The organism is Pseudomonas piscis, assembly GCF_009380155.1.
Classification (GTDB): Bacteria; Pseudomonadota; Gammaproteobacteria; order Pseudomonadales; family Pseudomonadaceae; genus Aquipseudomonas; species Aquipseudomonas piscis.
Genome location: NZ_WHUV01000001.1, coordinates 1,704,246 through 1,722,263, shown reverse-complemented (window position 1 = coordinate 1,722,263; position 18,018 = coordinate 1,704,246). Strand labels below are relative to the sequence as shown.

Here is an 18,018-nt window from a genome sequence, read left to right as displayed (position 1 = left end):
GTCTGTAACAGCCCGGTCACCCGGTCATTCTAAAGTAAGCACACAACCTGATGAGGAGACAGGCCATGTCCTTGCAACACAGCAGCAATGACAAGATTCAAGTGATCCGTACCCAGCCCAACCAGTCTCTGGGTTGTGCCATCATCGATGCCCAGGGCCGCGAAGTACCTATTACTGAAGACATGATCCAGAACGCCTGCCGCGAACTGGAAAAGCGACTGGTCAAGCCTGCTCGGCAAGATTGACACATAGCCTCACGTCCTCTTGACCCGGCCTGGTGGCCGGGTTTTTTATGCCCGCGATTCAGGCCAGCGTGGCCCCCAATGCCCGGACGATCCGCTGCAGATCAGCCGACTCGCCCTGGATCCGCACCTCCAGGCCATCGATCTCCCGGCGCTGCGGGTAGTGCTTGCGCAACCCGTCGAAGGCGCTGCGCTGCTGCGCGACATCGTCGGACAAACTCCGGCGAAAATCCGCATCGTCACGACGCGGGTCGTATACCGCCCGGCAAATCGTCGCCAGGGCCCAGGCCGGGTCGGCCTTGGCATCCAGGCAAACCTGCGCCACCCAGGGCGCCGGCAGCAGGCTCTCCAGCAGGACCTGTTCGGCATGGCCGAAGTGCCGGCAGAACGCCTGGTAGATCTGCGCCGTACCACGCTGCTTGCCATCCAGGCTGTAGCCGGCGATATGCGGCGTGGCCAGCACGCATAAATCCGCCAGGGCACTGTCCACCGTCGGCTCTTGCTCCCAGACATCCAGCACCGCTTGCAGGTCCTCACGCTGCAGGAGCACTTCACGCAGGGCACTGTTGTCCACCACCGGGCCTCGTGCAGCGTTGATCAGCCAGGCACCCTGGCGCAGCCGCTCCAGGCGCTGGCGATCCAGCAGGTGCCAGGTGCGATGTTCGCCATCACGGGTCAGCGGCGTATGCAGGCTGATGACGTCGCAACGCTCGAGCAACTGCTCCAGGCTGACATAGTCGCCGCCCTCCAGCGCCTGGCGCTGCGGATCGCAGACCAGCACCTGCCAGCCCAGGCCACGCAACACTTCGATCAAGCGACCACCGACCTCACCAGCGCCGACCACACCGTAGCAGCGGCGCGACAAGTCCACGCCCTCGATCTCGGCCAGGGTCAGCAGGCTGCCCAGCACGTAGTCCACCACTCCGCGGGCGTTGCAGCCCGGGGCGCTGGACCAGGCAATGCCGGCCTGCTGGAAGTAGTCCAGGGCCAGATGATCGGTGCCGATAGTGCAGGTTCCGACGAAGCGCACCGGGGTGCCCTCGAGCAAGGCACGGTCGACCTGGGTTACCGAGCGCACCAGCAGCACATCCGCCTGGGCCACGCAGGCGCGATCGATGGCGCGCCCGGGAAAGCGCCGGATCTCGCCGAACCCGGCAAAGAATTCATCGATCAGGGGAATGTTTTCGTCGGCAACGATCAGCATGGCAGGCTCCTCTTGGGGAGGCGCAGTTTAGGCCCAGATCACCCGGCGAACCAGCGCGGCTTGCAGGCGCGAGAGCAATCGAGGCCCATATTACAAATCCACAACACGGGACTTATCCCAGGCATGATGGCAACGCGTAGACTGTCGCGTCCCGCGCAACACACCTATGGACGCTTCGCCCCGTGAATTCCGTGACCGACTCCGCCACCACCCTCTCCACCAGCCGCCCCGCCCGGGTTGGCCGCGAGCTGAAAGACCTGCTGGTACTGGCCCTGCCCATCATGATCGCCCAGGTGGCCACCACCGCCATGGGCTTCGTCGATGCCGTGATGGCCGGGCGAGTGAGCCCCCGCGACCTGGCAGCCGTGGCCCTGGGCAACTCGATCTGGATCCCGGTATTCCTGTTGATGACCGGCACCCTGCTGGCCACTACCCCCAAGGTCGCCCAGCGTTTCGGTGCCAACAAGCTCGAGGAGATCGGCCCACTGGTGCGCCAGGCGTTGTGGCTGGCCGTGTCGGCCGGGATCTCGGCCATGCTGATCCTCATCAGCGCCGAGCCGGTGCTGCACTTGATGAAGGTCGATCCGCAGCTGATCGAGCCCTGCATGGGCTACCTGCATGGCATCGCCAGCGGCCTGCCGGCGGTGGCCCTGTATTACGTGCTGCGCTGCCTGAGCGATGGCCTGGGCCGCACGATACCGAGCATGATCATCGGGCTCTGCGGCCTGGCCCTGAACATTCCCATCAACTACATCTTCATCTATGGCCACTTCGGCGTGCCGGCCATGGGTGGCGTCGGCTGCGGCTGGGCCACGGCGATCGTGATGTGGGTGATGATGCTGGGCATGGCCGGCTGGATCCGCTGGGCACCGGCCTATCGCAAGATCCAGCTGTTCGGCCGTTTCGAGTGGCCGCAATCGGCAGTGATCAAGCGCCTGCTGGGCGTAGGCCTGCCCATCGGCATCGCGGTGTTCGCCGAGTCGAGCATCTTCGCGGTGATCGCACTGCTGATCGGCAGCCTGGGCGCCACCGTGGTAGCCGGGCACCAGATCGCCCTCAACGTCAGCGCCCTGATGTTCATGATTCCCTACTCCCTGGCCATGGCCGTGACCGTGCGCGTCGGCCAGTCCCTGGGGCGCCAGGAACCGCGCAACGCCCGCTTCAGCGCCGGGGTCGGCATGGCGACGGCGCTGGCCTATGCCTGCCTGTCGGCAAGCCTGATGTTCTTCCTGCGCGAGCCCATCGCCTCGATCTACACCACCGATCCGCTGGTGATCCAGGTGGCGTCGATGCTGATCGTGTATGCGGCGCTGTTCCAGTTCTCCGACGGCATCCAGGTGACCGCCGCCGGCGCGCTGCGTGGCTACCAGGACACCCGGGTGACGATGATCCTGACCCTGTTCGCGTATTGGGGCATCGGGTTGCCGGTGGGTTATGCCCTGGGCTTGACCGAATGGTTCGGTGCGCCCCGGGGGCCGAGCGGCCTGTGGGAAGGCCTGATCGTCGGTTTGAGCTGCGCCGCGCTGATGCTGTCGATCCGCCTGGTGCGCAGCGCACGCAAGCAGATCCGCATCAGCCGCTCGGCGAGTTAATCGAGCTTCTTGCGGATCCAGTAGAGATAGGTGCCCGCGTCTTCCTCCTGCGCCACCAGCTCATGGTCGAGGAAGACGCAGAACTTGGGGATGTCGCGGCGGGTGGACGGGTCGGTGGCGATCACCTTCAACAACCCGCCCGGCGGCAGGTCACGAATATGCTGGTGCAACATCATCACCGGCTCGGGGCAATTGAGGCCGGTGGCGTCGAGGGTACCGTCTACCGGCGTATCGATGTTCTGACTCATGGTTCACTCCTGAAACTGGCCGGCATTGTCGCGCAATGCCGGCCATGTGGCGAGGGGCTCAGCGGGAACGGGCAGGCTTGGTGTCCAGGCGCCGCAGGTGACAGGTCACCTCCTCGCGGTCGTGGTACAGCTGCTTGCAGCCAATGGCCACGCGGATGCCCCGGGCCTTGAATCCATCCTCGATCCGCTCCAGCAGGCGCTTGACCTCGGCATAGCGCTGCTTCATCGGCAGCTTCAGGTTGACCACCGCCTCGCGGCAATGGCCTTCACCGATCCAGGTTTCCAGCAAGGCGGCATTGCGCGCCGGCTTCTCGACGATGTCGCAGACCATCCAGTCCACCGGTTGCCGGGGCTGGTAGGTGAAGCCGTCGGCCATCAGGTGCTGGACCAGGCCGGTGTCCATCAGGCTCTCGGCCATCGGCCCGTTGTCCACGGCGGTCACCAGCATGCCGCGATTAACCAGTTGCCAGGTCCAGCCGCCCGGGGCGGCTCCCAGGTCGACCCCGGTCATGTCGCTGTGCAGGCGCTCGTCCCACTGCTCACGCGGAATGAAATGATGCCAGGCCTCTTCGAGCTTCAGGGTCGAGCGGCTAGGAGCCTCCCGGGGGAACTTCAGCCGTGGGATGCCCATGGGCCACATCGCCGAGTTGCCGGCATCGGCCAGCCCGACGAAGACTTCCCGTCCGCTCTTGAAGGTCAGCAGCAGACGCGGCAAGCCAGCATCTTCCACCAGCTTGCCGGCACCCTTGAGCGCCTTGCGCAGCGGACCTTCGAATTTCTTGCAGAAGTTCGACAGTTCCTTGCCGTCGTTGGTATCCACCACTTCCAGCCACAGGCTGCCGCACTGCGGGAAAGCGTCCAGGTGGGCCAGGATCACGCTGATGCGGTCGGTTTCCGGTAGCTCGACAAAAGCGCCCCGCGCCCACTGCCGGGGAAAGATCAACTGGGAAAAACGCAGGCCCTGCATCAGCCGTTGCGCACCGTCGTCCTCGGTGCAGATGAACTCGGCGCAGGCGGTGCCCGGCTTGGCCCTGGCATATCCGGCGACATTCAAATGGGCCGCATGATCAGCGATCTCCGAGCAGACCTCGCCTTCGAAACCGGGACGGCAATGGATAAACAGGGTGTTCATGGAATCTCCTGGGCGTTGGCGATCAATCGTTGCGCAAACCTGCCCGAAAGTGCCCCGGATCAACGAAACGGAGCACGCGCAAAGCCTGTCACGAAAAACGGCGCATGATAACCGAGTTAGGAACCTTGGGCTGAACCCAGCAGTCCAGTGATTAGCGATAAGACCCAAACAGAGCTAGGTTAACTCTCTGTCCGTATCACAGGCCCGTAGCCGTGCGGGCCAGAAGGAGTCGTTCAATGCCATCCCTCGATAGCCTGAAAACCCTCAAGACCCTGAAAGTCGACGACAAGACTTATCACTATTTCAGCCTGCCGGACGCAGCGCGGAGCCTGGGCGATATCGATGCCCTGCCCATGTCGCTCAAGGTCCTGCTGGAGAACCTGCTGCGCTGGGAGGACAACGAGACCGTCACCAGCGACGACCTCAAGGCCCTCGCCGCCTGGCTCAAGGAGCGCCGCTCCGACCGCGAGATCCAGTACCGCCCGGCGCGGGTGCTGATGCAAGACTTCACCGGGGTACCCGCGGTGGTCGACCTGGCCGCCATGCGCGCGGCCATGGCCAAGGCCGGTGGCGACCCGCAACGGATCAACCCGCTGTCGCCGGTGGACCTGGTGATCGACCACTCGGTGATGGTGGACAAGTTCGCCAGCAGCAGCGCCTTCGAACAGAACGTCGACATCGAGATGCAGCGCAACGGCGAACGCTACGCTTTCCTGCGCTGGGGCCAGAGCGCCTTCGACAACTTCAGCGTGGTACCGCCGGGCACCGGCATTTGCCACCAGGTCAACCTGGAATACCTGGGGCGCACCGTCTGGAGCAAGGACGAGGACGGCCGCACCTATGCCTTCCCCGACACCCTGGTGGGCACCGACTCCCACACCACCATGATCAACGGCCTGGGCGTGCTGGGCTGGGGCGTGGGCGGGATCGAGGCCGAAGCCGCGATGCTCGGCCAGCCGGTGTCGATGCTGATTCCGGAGGTCATCGGTTTCAAGCTCACCGGCAAGCTCAGGGAAGGCATCACCGCCACCGACCTGGTGCTGACCGTGACCCAGATGCTGCGCAAGAAAGGCGTGGTGGGCAAATTCGTCGAGTTCTACGGTGATGGCCTGGCCGACCTGCCCCTGGCCGACCGTGCCACCATCGCCAACATGGCCCCTGAGTATGGCGCCACCTGCGGGTTCTTCCCGGTGGACCAGGTGACGCTCGATTACCTGCGCCTGTCGGGCCGCCCGGCCGAACTGGTGAAACTGGTCGAGGCCTACAGCAAGACCCAGGGCCTGTGGCGCCTGCCGGGCAAGGAACCGGTGTTCAGCGACAGCCTGGCCCTGGACATGGGCACCGTCGAAGCCAGTCTCGCCGGACCCAAGCGGCCCCAGGACCGGGTGGCCCTGCCGGATGTGGCCCAGGCCTTCAACGACTTCCTCGATCTGCAGTTCAAGCCCACCAGCAAGGAAGAAGGCCGCCTGGAAAGCGAAGGCGGCGGTGGCGTCGCCGTGGGCAATGCCGACCTGGTCGGCGAAACCGACTACCAGCATGAAGGCCAGACCTACCGCCTGAAGAATGGCGCGGTAGTGATCGCCGCCATCACTTCCTGCACCAATACCTCCAACCCCAGCGTGATGATGGCCGCCGGGCTGGTGGCCAAGAAGGCGCTGGAAAAAGGCCTGCAGCGCAAGCCTTGGGTCAAGAGCTCCCTGGCGCCCGGCTCCAAGGTGGTGACCGACTACTACCATGCTGCGGGCCTGACCCCCTACCTCGACCAACTGGGTTTCGACCTGGTGGGTTACGGCTGCACCACCTGCATCGGCAACTCCGGACCGCTGCTGGAGCCGATCGAGAAGGCCATCCAGGGCTCCGACCTGACGGTCGCCTCGGTGCTGTCCGGCAACCGCAACTTCGAAGGCCGGGTGCATCCACTGGTGAAGACCAACTGGCTGGCCTCTCCGCCCCTGGTAGTGGCCTACGCCCTGGCCGGCACGGTGCGCATCGACCTCAGCCGCGAGCCCCTGGGCCAGGGCAAGGATGGCCAGCCGGTGTACCTGAAGGACATCTGGCCCAGCAGCCAGGAAATCGCCGAGGCCGTCGCCCAGGTCAACACCCGGATGTTCCACAAGGAGTACGCCGAGGTGTTTGCCGGCGACGCCCAGTGGCAAGCCATCGAGGTACCCCAGGCCGCGACCTATGTCTGGCAGGACGACTCGACCTATATCCAGCACCCACCGTTCTTCGACGACATCGCCGGCGCCCTGCCAGAGGTCAAGGACATCGATGGCGCAAGGGTCCTGGCGCTGCTGGGGGATTCGGTGACCACCGACCATATTTCCCCTGCCGGCAACATCAAGGCCGACAGCCCCGCCGGGCGTTACCTGCGGGACAAGGGCGTGGAGCCCCGGGACTTCAACTCCTATGGCTCGCGGCGCGGCAACCATGAAGTGATGATGCGCGGTACCTTCGCCAATATCCGCATCCGCAACGAAATGCTCGGCGGCGAGGAAGGCGGCAATACGCTGTACATTCCCACCGGCGAGAAAATGGCGATCTACGACGCGGCCATGAAGTACCAGGCCACGGGCACACCGCTGGTGGTGATCGCCGGGCAGGAATACGGCACCGGCTCGAGCCGCGACTGGGCAGCCAAGGGCACCAACCTGTTGGGGGTCAAGGCGGTGATCGCCGAGAGCTTCGAGCGTATCCACCGCTCCAACCTGGTGGGCATGGGCGTGTTGCCGCTGCAGTTCAAGGCCGGCCAGGATCGCAAGAGCCTCAAGCTCAGCGGTCGCGAGACCCTGGATATCCTCGGCCTCAGCGACACGCAACTGGCCCCGCGGATGAACCTGCAACTGGTGATCACCCGCGAGGATGGCAGCCGTGAGCAGATCGAGGTGCTGTGCCGCATCGATACCCTGAACGAAGTGGAATACTTCAAGTCCGGGGGGATCTTGCACTACGTCTTGCGCCAATTGATCGCGGCCTGATCCGTGACAGCCACAGACACCGCCTTCGGGCGGTGTTTTTCATTGGGTTAACGCACACAAATCGACTGGTTATAATGCCCGTCCGCCAAACCTGACCAATCAGTCACAACAACGACTACAGATCAGGCGGCGAACAACGTCTGTGCAATATCCATTCTTTCGCAACAAGGATTCCCCATGACCGCTCTGCCATGGATGTACCTGGCACTCCTCTCCATTGGCTATGCGCTGGCCCTGAGCTACGGACAACTGGGGCTGCTGGCCGCCCTCTCGCTCTTGCTGTTGTTGTGCGCAGGCTTGGCCGTACGCCAGCAGCGCAGCCCCATCGGCCAATACCTGGGCCACGGCCTGTTCGTGGTCGTCGCCCTGGCCCTGGCCATGCACTGGCTGCCCGGCTTCTACAACGGACGCGCCATCGACCCGCAACGCCTCACCGATGACGCCGTGCCGTTTTCCCTGTACCTGAACCAGGACAAGCCGCTGATCGGCTTCTGGCTGTTGCTGGTCTGCCCCTGGATCGTCGGTCGTCGCTCCCTGCGCCTGTCGCTGTACGCCGGTGCCCTGGCCCTGCTCTTGTGCGCCATCACCGCGCTGGGCGGCGCCTTGCTGCTGGGCATCATCAGCTGGGCCCCCAAATGGCCGGAACAGGCCTGGCTATGGGTACTGAACAACCTGCTGCTGGTGACATTGGTGGAAGAGGCGCTGTTCCGGGGCTATATCCAGGGAGGCCTGAGCCGACGCCTGAAACACCTGCCCTACGGCGAGAACCTGGCCCTGCTGGCCTCGGCCCTGTTGTTCGGCCTGGCGCACCTGGGAGCCGGCTGGCAATGGACGCTGCTGGCGACCGTCGCCGGGATCGGGTACGGTCTGGCCTATCGGTTCGGGGGCCTGGGAGCCGCGCTGGCCACCCACTTCGGACTGAACCTGCTGCATTTCGGGCTTTTCACCTACCCGATGCTCGCCGGATAAGTCCGGACACTGCAAAACCGCAAGCGAATTGCCCAAACCAGTACTTCAGAAGTATTGACTGCCAAGGAAGAAGGTCAATGATTAGCCCCTCGCCAACGCCGGTGGATGCCGGCGCCGCATACGACGACACAACACACTCTGCCAATGAGACCGAATGCCAATTATTGAAAAATAGTTTCAATAATAAGCTGAAGCGGCCGATCACTTATCAAAGCCTTGCGGATTGAAAAAACATGCGTAATAACCAGCCTGTCACTCAGCGCGAACGTACCTTCCCGGCTCAACAACGGTTGATTTCCACCACCGATGCCAAGGGCGTCATCACCTACTGCAACGACGCCTTCGTCGAGATCAGTGGGTTCTCCCGCGAAGAACTGGTTCGCGCGCCGCACAACCTGGTACGCCACCCGGATGTGCCACCGGCGGTATTCGCCCACATGTGGACCACCTTGAAACAAGGCCTGCCATGGATGGGTATCGTCAAGAACCGCTGCAAGACCGGCGATCACTACTGGGTCAACGCCTACGTGACCCCGGTGTTCGAAGGCAGCAAGGTGGTGGGCTACGAATCGGTACGGGTCAAGCCCACCGCCGAACAGGTGCGTCGCGCCGAGTCCCTCTACAAGCGAATCAACCAGGGCAAGTCGGCCATTCCCAAGCGCGACAAGTGGCTGCCGATACTGCAAGACTGGCTGCCGTTCATCCTGGTCAGCCAGCTGAGCTTCATGATCGGTGCCTGGCTCAACTCCCACTGGGGCTTCGTCCTGGCCGCCGCTCTCTCGGTACCGCTGGGCCTGCTGGGCCTGACCTGGCAGCAGCGTGGCCTCAAGCGGCTGCTACGCCTGGCCGAGCAGACCACCTCGGACCCGCTGATCGCGCAGATGTACACCGACAGCCGGGGTGCCCAGGCGCGCCTGGAGATGTCGATCCTCAGCCAGGAGGCACGACTCAAGACCTGCCTGACCCGCCTGCAGGACACCGCCGAGCACCTCAACGAGCAGGCCCGGCAGTCCGACACCCTGGCCCACAACAGTTCCAGCGGCCTGGAGCGCCAGCGCCAGGAGACCGAGCAGGTCGCCACCGCGGTCAACCAGATGGCGGCCACCACCCAGGAAGTGGCCAGCCACGTGCAACGCACCGCCGACGCCACCCAGGAAGCCAATCGTCTTACCGGACGCGGCCGCAACATCGCCGGGGAAACCCGTGAAGCTATCCAGCGCCTGTCGGTGGTGGTGGGCGAGACCGGCCAGACCGTGACCCAACTGGCCAAGGACAGCGATGAAATCGGCGGCGTGGTGGACGTGATCAAGGGCATCGCCGACCAGACCAACCTGCTGGCGCTGAACGCCGCCATCGAAGCGGCCCGGGCCGGGGAGATGGGTCGCGGCTTTGCCGTGGTGGCAGACGAGGTGCGCCAGCTGGCGCAACGCACCAGCGAATCCACCGGGCAGATCCACGCACTGATCGCCAAGCTGCAGCAAACCGCCGCCAGTGCGGTGCAGACCATGGATGCCGGCCATCGCCAGGCCGAAGAAGGCGTGGCCCGGGTGCTGGAAGCCGACCAGGCGCTGGTGGGCATCAGCGAGGCGGTAGCCAACATCACCGACATGACCACCCAGATCGCCGCCGCCACCGAAGAGCAAAGCTCGGTGGCCGAGGAGATCAGCCGCAACATCAGCACCATCGCCCAACTGGCGGACCAGACCTCCGAGCAGGCCCAGCATTCGGCCGAACTCAGCGAGGCCCTGACCCATACCGCGCACACCCAGTATTCGCTGGTGGAGCGGTTCAACCGCTGACCCAGCAAGGGGCATAAAAAAACCGGAAGCAGGTGCTTCCGGTTTTTTTATGCCCGGCCAAACCTGGCGTTCAGCCTGCCGCCCGCAGGAACCCGGCGACCCTGGCCGCGACGGACTCCAGATGCTGCTCGTGACTGTACCCCGAGGCCTTGAGAGGCTTGAGATCGTGGTCGGCCGCTACCAGCCATTCCAGCTCGATGGCCGGCGCCAGGGTATAGGCCTCCACCGCCGGGCGATTACCCAGGGCATCGCGCTCGCCCTGGACGATCAGCGTCGGCGTGGCCAGTTCGGCCAGGTGCGCTACCCGGGGCTTTTCCGGTTTGCCGGCCGCATAGAAGGGATAGCCCAGACAAACCAGGGCATCGGCTTGCAACTCGTCGGCCAGCAAGCTGGCCATGCGCCCGCCCATGGACTTGCCGCCCACCGCCAGCACCCCAGTGGCATAAGGTCGCACTTGGGCATACACCTCGCGCCAGCACTCCAGGAGCCTGGGCGCCGGGTTCGGAGGGCGCTTGCCGCCGTCCAGGCGGCGCTGGGCCATGTAGGGGAACTCGAAGCGCAAGACGTTCACCCCATGCCGGGCAAGGCGTTCAGCGATCTGTTCCATGAACCCGCTGTCCATCGGTGCGCCGGCACCGTGGGCCAGGATCAAGGTCGGCGACTTGCCCGGGGTCGCACTCGCCGCGACATCCCACGACCAGCCCCGCTCCCGCACGCACTGCGCCCATTGATCCCCGTCAATACTGGCCTTGTGCTCATTGCTCATGCTTGCCTCGCTTTTAGTCTGCCTATAACTCCAGACGAAGTGGGCGCGCCGTGCCGCGCGCAGTCGCTTTCACTTCAGCTGAACCGTGGATGGGGAACCATGAACACTTCTATCAGTACCGCCTACAACTACAAGGTGGTCCGCCAATTCGCCATTATGACGGTGGTGTGGGGCATCGTCGGCATGGGGCTCGGGGTTTTTCTCGCAGCCCAGTTGGTGTGGCCCGAACTCAACTTCGATCTGCCGTGGACCAGCTTCGGTCGCCTGCGGCCATTGCACACCAACGCGGTGATCTTCGCCTTCGGTGGCTGTGCACTGTTTGCCACGTCGTTCTATTCGGTGCAACGCACCTGCCAGACCACGTTGTTCGCGCCGAAAATCGCCGCGTTCTGCTTCTGGGGCTGGCAGTTGGTGATCCTGCTGGCGGCCATCAGCCTGCCATTGGGCTACACCAGCTCCAAGGAATACGCCGAACTGGAATGGCCGATCGATATCCTGATCACCATTGTCTGGGTGGCCTACGCCATCGTGTTCTTCGGCACCCTGGTCAAGCGCAACACCAAGCACATCTATGTGGGTAACTGGTTCTTCGGTGGCTTCATCATCACCGTGGCCATCCTGCATATCGTCAACAACCTGGAACTGCCGGTCAGCCTGACCAAGTCCTACTCGCTGTACGCCGGCGCCACCGACGCCATGGTGCAATGGTGGTACGGCCACAACGCCGTGGGCTTCTTCCTGACCGCGGGCTTCCTGGGGATGATGTACTACTTCGTGCCCAAGCAGGCCGAACGTCCGGTCTACTCCTATCGCCTGTCCATCGTGCACTTCTGGGCACTGATCACCCTGTACATCTGGGCCGGCCCGCACCACCTGCACTACACCGCGCTGCCGGACTGGGCGCAGTCCCTGGGCATGATCATGTCGCTGATCCTCCTGGCTCCAAGCTGGGGCGGCATGATCAACGGCATGATGACCCTGTCGGGCGCCTGGCATAAGCTGCGCAGCGACCCGATCCTGCGCTTCCTGGTGGTGTCCCTGGCGTTCTACGGCATGTCGACCTTCGAAGGTCCGATGATGGCGATCAAGACCGTCAACGCCCTCTCCCACTACACCGACTGGACAATCGGCCACGTACACGCCGGCGCCCTGGGCTGGGTTGCGATGATCTCCATCGGTTCGCTGTACCACCTGATCCCGAAAGTCTTCGGTCGCGAGCAGATGTACAGCCTCGGCCTGATCAACACCCACTTCTGGCTGGCCACCATCGGCACCGTGCTCTACATCGCCTCGATGTGGGTCAACGGCATCGCCCAGGGCCTGATGTGGCGTGCAGTCAACGAAGACGGCACCCTCACCTACTCCTTCGTCGAAACCCTGGTGGCTAGCCACCCAGGCTTCATCGTGCGACTGGTCGGTGGGGCGATCTTCCTCAGCGGCATGTTCCTGATGGCTTACAACACCTGGCGCACCGTGCGTGCCGCGGTGCCAGCCGAAGTCAACGCTGCTGCGCAGATGGCCTGAGGAGTCCGCCATGAAACACGAAACGATTGAGAAAAACGTCGGCCTGCTCATGCTGCTGATGGTCTTCGCGGTGAGCATCGGCGGTCTGACCCAGATCGTCCCGCTGTTCTTCCAGGACGTCACCAACAAGCCGGTGGAGGGCATGAAGCCCTACACCGCGCTGCAACTGGAAGGTCGCGACATCTACATCCGCGAAGGCTGCGTACAGTGTCACTCGCAGATGGTCCGTCCGTTCCGCGCCGAAACCGAACGCTATGGCCACTACTCGGTAGCCGGTGAAAGCGTCTGGGATCATCCATTCCTGTGGGGTTCCAAGCGCACCGGTCCGGACCTGGCCCGCGTTGGCGGCCGCTACTCCGACGACTGGCACCGTGCGCACCTGTACAACCCGCGCAACGTCGTGCCGGAGTCGAAGATGCCAGCCTACCCATGGCTGGTGACCGCACCGGTGGACAGTAGCCATACCGAAACCAAGCTCAAGGTCATGCGTACCCTCGGCGTGCCTTACACCGACGAAGACATCGCCGGTGCGACCGCCTCGCTCAAGGGCAAGACCGAGATCGACGCCCTGGTGGCCTACCTGCAAGTGCTTGGCACTTCGATCAAGAGCAAGAGGTGAGCCATGGGCTTTGCACTCGATAGCGGCATGATCCGCGGGCTCGGGACCCTGGTAGTGATGATCGCCTTCGTCGGCTTGTCGATCTGGGTGTTCAACACCAAGCGCAATCCCGAGTTTGCCCAGGCACGCCTGCTGCCCTTCGCCGATGACCCGGCGGCGAGCACTTCATCTGATGACGCTCAACCTCAAGAGCCTGCAACAAGGAGCATTCGGCCATGACCACCTTCTGGAGTACGTGGATCTGCGTACTGACCATCGGCAGCCTGATCGGCCTGACCTGGCTGCTGGTCGGCACCCGTCGGGGTGAAACCAAGGGCAGCGTGGACCAGACCATGGGCCACGCGTTCGATGGCATCGAGGAATACGACAACCCCCTGCCGCAATGGTGGTTCCTGCTGTTCGCCGGCACCCTGGTGTTTTCCGTTGGCTACCTGATCCTCTATCCGGGCCTGGGCAACTGGAAAGGCGTCCTGCCGGGCTATGAGGACGGCTGGACCCAGACCAAGGAATGGGAAAAGGAAATGGCCAAGGCGGACGTGAAGTTCGGTCCGATCTTCGCCAAATTCGCCGCCATGCCCGTGGAAGAAGTCGCCAAGGACCCACAAGCGTTGAAAATGGGTGGTCGCCTGTTCGCCTCCAACTGCTCGGTCTGCCACGGCTCCGACGCCAAGGGTGCCTTCGGCTTCCCGAACCTGGCCGACGACAACTGGCGCTGGGGTGGCGATGCCGAGACCATCAAGGCCACCATCATGGGCGGACGCATGGCCGCGATGCCGGCCTGGGGTGAAGTGCTCAAGGAAGACGGCGTGAAGAACGTCGCCGCCTATGTGCGTCATGAACTGGCCGGCCTGCCGCTGCCAGCCGATAACGACGCCGACCTGGTAGCCGGCCAGCAAGCCTTCAGCACCACCTGCGTGGCTTGCCACGGTGCGAATGGCAAGGGCACCGCCATCATGGGCGCGCCGGACCTGACTCAGCCAGCCGGCTTCATCTACGGCACCAGTCTGGCCCAACTGCAACAGACCATCCGCCATGGTCGCCAGGGCCACATGCCGGCGCAGAGCGAACTGCTGGGCAACGACAAGGTGCAGCTGCTGGCTGCCTACGTGTACAGCCTGTCCCACGGCAGCAAGCCGCAAGCTGCAAGCGGTCAGTAAAGCAACACCAACAAGCTGCGGGTTTACCCGCAGCTTGTCCCCTGAAGTTCCCCTCGCCTCTTTGCGACCAAGTGTCGCACCCCTCTACCCCGCCACGTTTGCACCCATCCGAATCAGGTCTAGGCTTACCCCGAAGTGGACTGGCGAAGGCCGGTCGCAGGCCAAAGGTATGGGCGACGCTCGAAGCTTTCGTTCGATGACAGGCCGCAAAGGCTGGTTTATACCGGCTGTCGACTCGCTGACCGCCTGTCAGCTGTTCAAGGGGCTTCCACACACCCGGTTACAACTGACCTGACACCCCCGATTTTTTTGTCCACTGCGACAGTTTGTCAGAGGGCGTTTTTTGTCCCTACTCGGCATAGGGAAAGGCCGCAGAATCAGGCATGGAACGCATTGACGCAGGTCATGGCGCGTTGCAATGACCCCCTGCTTTCTCCATACTTGCGACCGATTTTTATCCCTAATAAAACACCCAAACCGTGGAACCTTAGAAATGAGCACAGCAATCAGTCCGACTGCTTATAACTATAAGGTAGTCCGCCAGTTCGCCATCATGACGGTGGTCTGGGGGATCCTTGGCATGGGGCTCGGTGTCTTCATCGCCTCGCAACTGGTCTGGCCGGAGTTGAACTTCGGTCTGCCATGGACGACGTTTGGACGCCTGCGCCCGCTGCACACCAACCTGGTGATCTTCGCCTTCGGTGGATGTGCATTGTTTGCCACCTCTTACTATGTCGTGCAGCGAACCTGCCAGACGCGACTGATTTCCGACAGCCTCGCGGCCTTCACCTTCTGGGGTTGGCAGGCGGTGATCGTCGGTGCCATCGTGACCCTGCCACTGGGTTACACCACCACCAAGGAATACGCCGAACTGGAATGGCCCCTGGCTATCCTCCTGGCGATCGTGTGGGTCACCTACGGCCTGGTGTTCTTCGGCACCATCACCAAGCGCAAGACCAAGCACATCTACGTGGGTAACTGGTTCTACGGCGCCTTCATCGTGGTCACGGCGATGCTGCACATCGTCAACCACGCCTCCCTGCCGGTCAGCTTCTTCAAGTCCTACTCGGCCTATGCCGGCGCCACCGACGCGATGATCCAATGGTGGTACGGCCACAACGCCGTGGGCTTCTTCCTGACCACCGGCTTCCTGGGGATGATGTACTACTTCGTACCCAAGCAGGCTGAGCGTCCGATCTACTCCTATCGCCTGTCCATCGTGCACTTCTGGGCACTGATCACCCTGTACATCTGGGCTGGTCCGCACCACCTGCACTACACCGCGCTGCCGGACTGGGCCCAGTCCCTGGGCATGGCCATGTCGATCATCCTGCTGGCTCCAAGCTGGGGCGGCATGATCAACGGCATGATGACCCTGTCGGGCGCCTGGCATAAACTGCGCACCGACCCGATCCTGCGCTTCCTGGTCGTGTCCCTGGCGTTCTACGGCATGTCGACCTTCGAAGGTCCGATGATGGCCATCAAGACCGTCAACTCGCTGTCCCACTACACCGACTGGACAATCGGCCACGTACACGCCGGTGCCCTGGGCTGGGTAGCGATGATCTCCATCGGCGCCCTGTACCACCTGATCCCGAAAGTCTTCGGTCGTCAGCAGATGCACAGCATCGGCCTGATCAACACTCACTTCTGGCTGGCTACCATCGGTACCGTTCTCTACATCGCCTCGATGTGGGTCAACGGCATCACCCAGGGCCTGATGTGGCGTGCGATCAACGACGACGGCACCCTCACCTACTCCTTCGTCGAAGCGCTGCAAGCCAGTCACCCAGGCTTCATCGTCCGCGCCCTGGGCGGTGCTTTCTTCGCCGCCGGCATGCTGATCATGGCGTACAACGTATTCCGTACCGTGCGCGCCTCGAACCCGGCGGAAGCTGAAGCCGCTGCTCAGATCGCTGTAGTTGGAGCTCACTGATGAAGCACGAAGTAGTCGAGAAGAACATTGGCCTGCTGGCCTTCTTCATGGTCATCGCCGTCAGCATCGGCGGCCTGACCCAGATCGTCCCGCTGTTCTTCCAGGACGTCACCAACAAGCCGGTGGAAGGCATGAAGCCACGCACCGCGCTGGAACTGGAAGGTCGTGACATCTACATCGCCAACGGCTGTGTCGGCTGCCACTCGCAGATGATCCGTCCGTTCCGTGCCGAAACCGAACGCTATGGCCACTACTCGGTAGCCGGTGAAAGCGTCTGGGACCATCCATTCCTGTGGGGTTCCAAGCGTACCGGTCCGGACCTGGCCCGCGTTGGCGGCCGCTACTCCGATGACTGGCAGCGTGCGCACCTGTACAACCCGCGCAACGTTGTCCCCGAGTCGAAGATGCCGGCTTATCCGTTCCTCGTAGAAAACAAGCTCGACGGCAAGGACACCGCGAAGAAAATGGAAGTCCTGCGCACGCTCGGCGTTCCCTACACCGACGAAGACATCGCCGGTGCCAAGGATGCCGTGAAGGGCAAGACCGAAATGGACGCGCTGGTGGCCTATCTGCAAGGCCTGGGCACCATCATCAAAAGCAAACGGTGATCTAGATGGATATCGGGATGATTCGTGGCCTGGGCACCCTTGTCGTGATGGTGGCCTTCGTCGGCCTGGCACTCTGGGTGTTCAGCCCCAAGCGCAAGTCCGAGTTTGACGACGCGACCTTGCTGCCGTTCGCGGATGACCCCGACGCCATCAAGCACGTCGAGCAAGCTTCTAGGAGTAACAAAGAATGACTACGTTCTGGAGTCTGTACGTCACAGTCCTCAGTCTGGGTACCATCTTCGCCCTGACTTGGCTGCTGCTGTCGACCCGCAAGGGCCAGCGCGCCGAGCAGACCGACGAGACGGTCGGCCACTCTTTCGACGGGATCGAGGAGTACGACAACCCACTGCCGAAATGGTGGTTCATGCTGTTCGTCGGCACCATCGTCTTCGCCTTGGGTTACCTGGTGCTGTACCCCGGCCTGGGCAACTGGAAAGGCGTACTGCCTGGCTACAACTACCTTGATAACGAGAAGCAGACTGCATTCGCCAACGGCCAGTCCGGCTGGACCGGCGTGCATGAGTGGGAAAAGGAAATGGCTCGCTCCGACGCCAAGTTCGGTCCGATCTTCGCCAAGTACGCAGCCATGCCGATCGAGGAAGTAGCCAAGGATCCGCAAGCCCTGAAAATGGGTGGCCGCCTGTTCGCTTCCAACTGCTCGGTCTGCCACGGTTCCGATGCCAAGGGTGCCTATGGCTTCCCTAACCTGACCGACGCCGACTGGCGCTGGGGCGGCGAGCCGGAAACCATCAAGGCCACCATCATGGGCGGTCGTCACGCAGTGATGCCGGCCTGGGTGGATGTAATCAAGGAACAAGGCGTCAGCGACGTTGCCGCCTATGTCCTGACCAACCTCGATGGTCGCAAGCTGCCGGAAGGCATCAAGGCCGACCCGGCCAATGGCCAGAAGCTGTTCGCCGCCAACTGCGCGGTCTGCCACGGTCCTGAAGGCAAGGGCACCCCAGCTATGGGCGCACCCAACCTGACCCACCCGGCAGCGTTCATCTACGGTTCGAGCTTCGCCCAGCTGCAGCAGACCATTCGCCATGGTCGCCAAGGCGTGATGCCTGCCCAGGAGCAACTGCAGGGCAACGACAAGGTCCACCTGCTGGCGGCTTATGTCTACAGCCTGTCCCACGGTGACAAGCAGGCCGATGCTGAATAAGCCCATGGCCTGAAGGCAATACCCGAACGGCCCCGCCAACGCATGTTGGCGGGGCCGTTTTCATTGGGCGCCGTTCTCT

General features: G+C 63.1%; 17 protein-coding genes. 13 read left to right on the top strand and 4 right to left on the bottom strand.

The genetic code is table 11. The annotated features are described in order from the left end of the window. The first annotated feature begins 65 nt into the window (after positions 1-65). Positions 66-245, top strand: coding sequence for a PA1571 family protein (locus GDH07_RS08210; RefSeq protein ID WP_011060254.1), 180 nt, complete (start codon positions 66-68; stop codon positions 243-245). A 58-nt stretch (positions 246-303) separates the two neighbouring features. Here GDH07_RS08210 and pdxB read toward each other — a convergent pair whose 3' ends face one another. Then, positions 304-1,446 (bottom strand): 4-phosphoerythronate dehydrogenase PdxB, encoded by a 1,143-nt coding sequence (pdxB, locus tag GDH07_RS08205; RefSeq protein ID WP_152897109.1) that lies wholly within the window; start codon positions 1,444-1,446, stop codon positions 304-306. A gap of 182 nt (positions 1,447-1,628) precedes the next feature. On the opposite strand from pdxB, the gene GDH07_RS08200 reads away from it, so the two are divergent. Continuing rightward, positions 1,629-3,038 carry an MATE family efflux transporter gene (locus tag GDH07_RS08200; RefSeq protein WP_085597108.1) on the top strand — a complete coding sequence of 470 codons (1,410 nt, stop codon included), beginning with the start codon at positions 1,629-1,631 and terminating at the stop codon, positions 3,036-3,038. Here the strand turns inward: GDH07_RS08200 and tusA are convergent. Both tusA and rlmM read right to left on the bottom strand, forming a co-directional pair. Next, positions 3,035-3,286 (bottom strand): sulfurtransferase TusA, encoded by a 252-nt coding sequence (gene tusA / locus GDH07_RS08195; protein WP_152897108.1) that lies wholly within the window; start codon positions 3,284-3,286, stop codon positions 3,035-3,037. The two genes, GDH07_RS08200 and tusA, sit on opposite strands and share 4 nt — an antisense overlap. 58 nt (positions 3,287-3,344) lie before the next feature. Further along, positions 3,345-4,418 carry a 23S rRNA (cytidine(2498)-2'-O)-methyltransferase RlmM gene (gene rlmM, locus GDH07_RS08190; protein ID WP_085597110.1) on the bottom strand — a complete coding sequence of 358 codons (1,074 nt, stop codon included), beginning with the start codon at positions 4,416-4,418 and terminating at the stop codon, positions 3,345-3,347. Positions 4,419-4,654: 236 nt separating this feature from the next. Between rlmM and acnA the strand changes: the two genes are divergently transcribed. The 3 genes from acnA (at position 4,655) to GDH07_RS08175 (ending at position 10,164) form a co-directional block, all read left to right on the top strand. Further along, entirely contained in the window at positions 4,655-7,396 is a 2,742-nt protein-coding gene (gene acnA, locus GDH07_RS08185) for an aconitate hydratase AcnA (RefSeq protein ID WP_152897107.1), read from the top strand. Between the two features lie 177 nt (positions 7,397-7,573). Next, positions 7,574-8,365 carry a CPBP family intramembrane glutamic endopeptidase gene (locus GDH07_RS08180; protein WP_022643335.1) on the top strand — a complete coding sequence of 264 codons (792 nt, stop codon included), beginning with the start codon at positions 7,574-7,576 and terminating at the stop codon, positions 8,363-8,365. Positions 8,366-8,598: 233 nt separating this feature from the next. Further along, on the top strand, positions 8,599-10,164 hold the full coding sequence (locus tag GDH07_RS08175) for a methyl-accepting chemotaxis protein (protein WP_022643334.1): 1,566 nt from the start codon (positions 8,599-8,601) through the stop codon (positions 10,162-10,164). 70 nt (positions 10,165-10,234) lie between these two features. On the opposite strand, the gene GDH07_RS08170 is transcribed toward GDH07_RS08175, so the two are convergent. Next, positions 10,235-10,930 carry an alpha/beta family hydrolase gene (locus tag GDH07_RS08170; RefSeq protein ID WP_152897106.1) on the bottom strand — a complete coding sequence of 232 codons (696 nt, stop codon included), beginning with the start codon at positions 10,928-10,930 and terminating at the stop codon, positions 10,235-10,237. A 99-nt stretch (positions 10,931-11,029) separates the two neighbouring features. Here GDH07_RS08170 and ccoN (GDH07_RS08165) point away from each other — a divergent pair, with 99 nt between their 5' ends. From ccoN (GDH07_RS08165) to ccoP (GDH07_RS08130), 8 genes are all read left to right on the top strand, one after another. Beyond that, entirely contained in the window at positions 11,030-12,454 is a 1,425-nt protein-coding gene (gene ccoN, locus GDH07_RS08165; RefSeq protein ID WP_022643332.1) for a cytochrome-c oxidase, cbb3-type subunit I, read from the top strand. A 10-nt stretch (positions 12,455-12,464) separates the two neighbouring features. After that, the gene (gene ccoO / locus GDH07_RS08160) at positions 12,465-13,073 is read left to right on the top strand and encodes a cytochrome-c oxidase, cbb3-type subunit II (protein ID WP_022643331.1); all 609 of its coding nucleotides are present in this window, start codon (positions 12,465-12,467) and stop codon (positions 13,071-13,073) included. Between the two features lie 3 nt (positions 13,074-13,076). Continuing rightward, the gene (locus tag GDH07_RS08155) at positions 13,077-13,292 is read left to right on the top strand and encodes a cbb3-type cytochrome oxidase subunit 3 (RefSeq protein ID WP_022643330.1); all 216 of its coding nucleotides are present in this window, start codon (positions 13,077-13,079) and stop codon (positions 13,290-13,292) included. Further along, complete coding sequence (gene ccoP, locus GDH07_RS08150; RefSeq protein WP_022643329.1) at positions 13,289-14,230, top strand: cytochrome-c oxidase, cbb3-type subunit III; 942 nt, start codon at positions 13,289-13,291, stop codon at positions 14,228-14,230. Before GDH07_RS08155 ends, ccoP (GDH07_RS08150) begins: the two co-directional genes overlap by 4 nt. 493 nt (positions 14,231-14,723) lie before the next feature. Further along, complete coding sequence (gene ccoN / locus GDH07_RS08145; RefSeq protein WP_022643328.1) at positions 14,724-16,166, top strand: cytochrome-c oxidase, cbb3-type subunit I; 1,443 nt, start codon at positions 14,724-14,726, stop codon at positions 16,164-16,166. Then, on the top strand, positions 16,166-16,774 hold the full coding sequence (gene ccoO / locus GDH07_RS08140) for a cytochrome-c oxidase, cbb3-type subunit II (protein ID WP_022643327.1): 609 nt from the start codon (positions 16,166-16,168) through the stop codon (positions 16,772-16,774). The genes ccoN (GDH07_RS08145) and ccoO (GDH07_RS08140) overlap by 1 nt, the downstream gene beginning before the upstream one ends. Before the next feature lie 5 nt (positions 16,775-16,779). Beyond that, positions 16,780-16,965 (top strand): cbb3-type cytochrome oxidase subunit 3, encoded by a 186-nt coding sequence (locus tag GDH07_RS08135; protein WP_031321312.1) that lies wholly within the window; start codon positions 16,780-16,782, stop codon positions 16,963-16,965. Beyond that, positions 16,962-17,939 carry a cytochrome-c oxidase, cbb3-type subunit III gene (gene ccoP / locus GDH07_RS08130; protein ID WP_022643325.1) on the top strand — a complete coding sequence of 326 codons (978 nt, stop codon included), beginning with the start codon at positions 16,962-16,964 and terminating at the stop codon, positions 17,937-17,939. The genes GDH07_RS08135 and ccoP (GDH07_RS08130) overlap by 4 nt, the downstream gene beginning before the upstream one ends. Positions 17,940-18,018 lie beyond the last annotated feature (79 nt).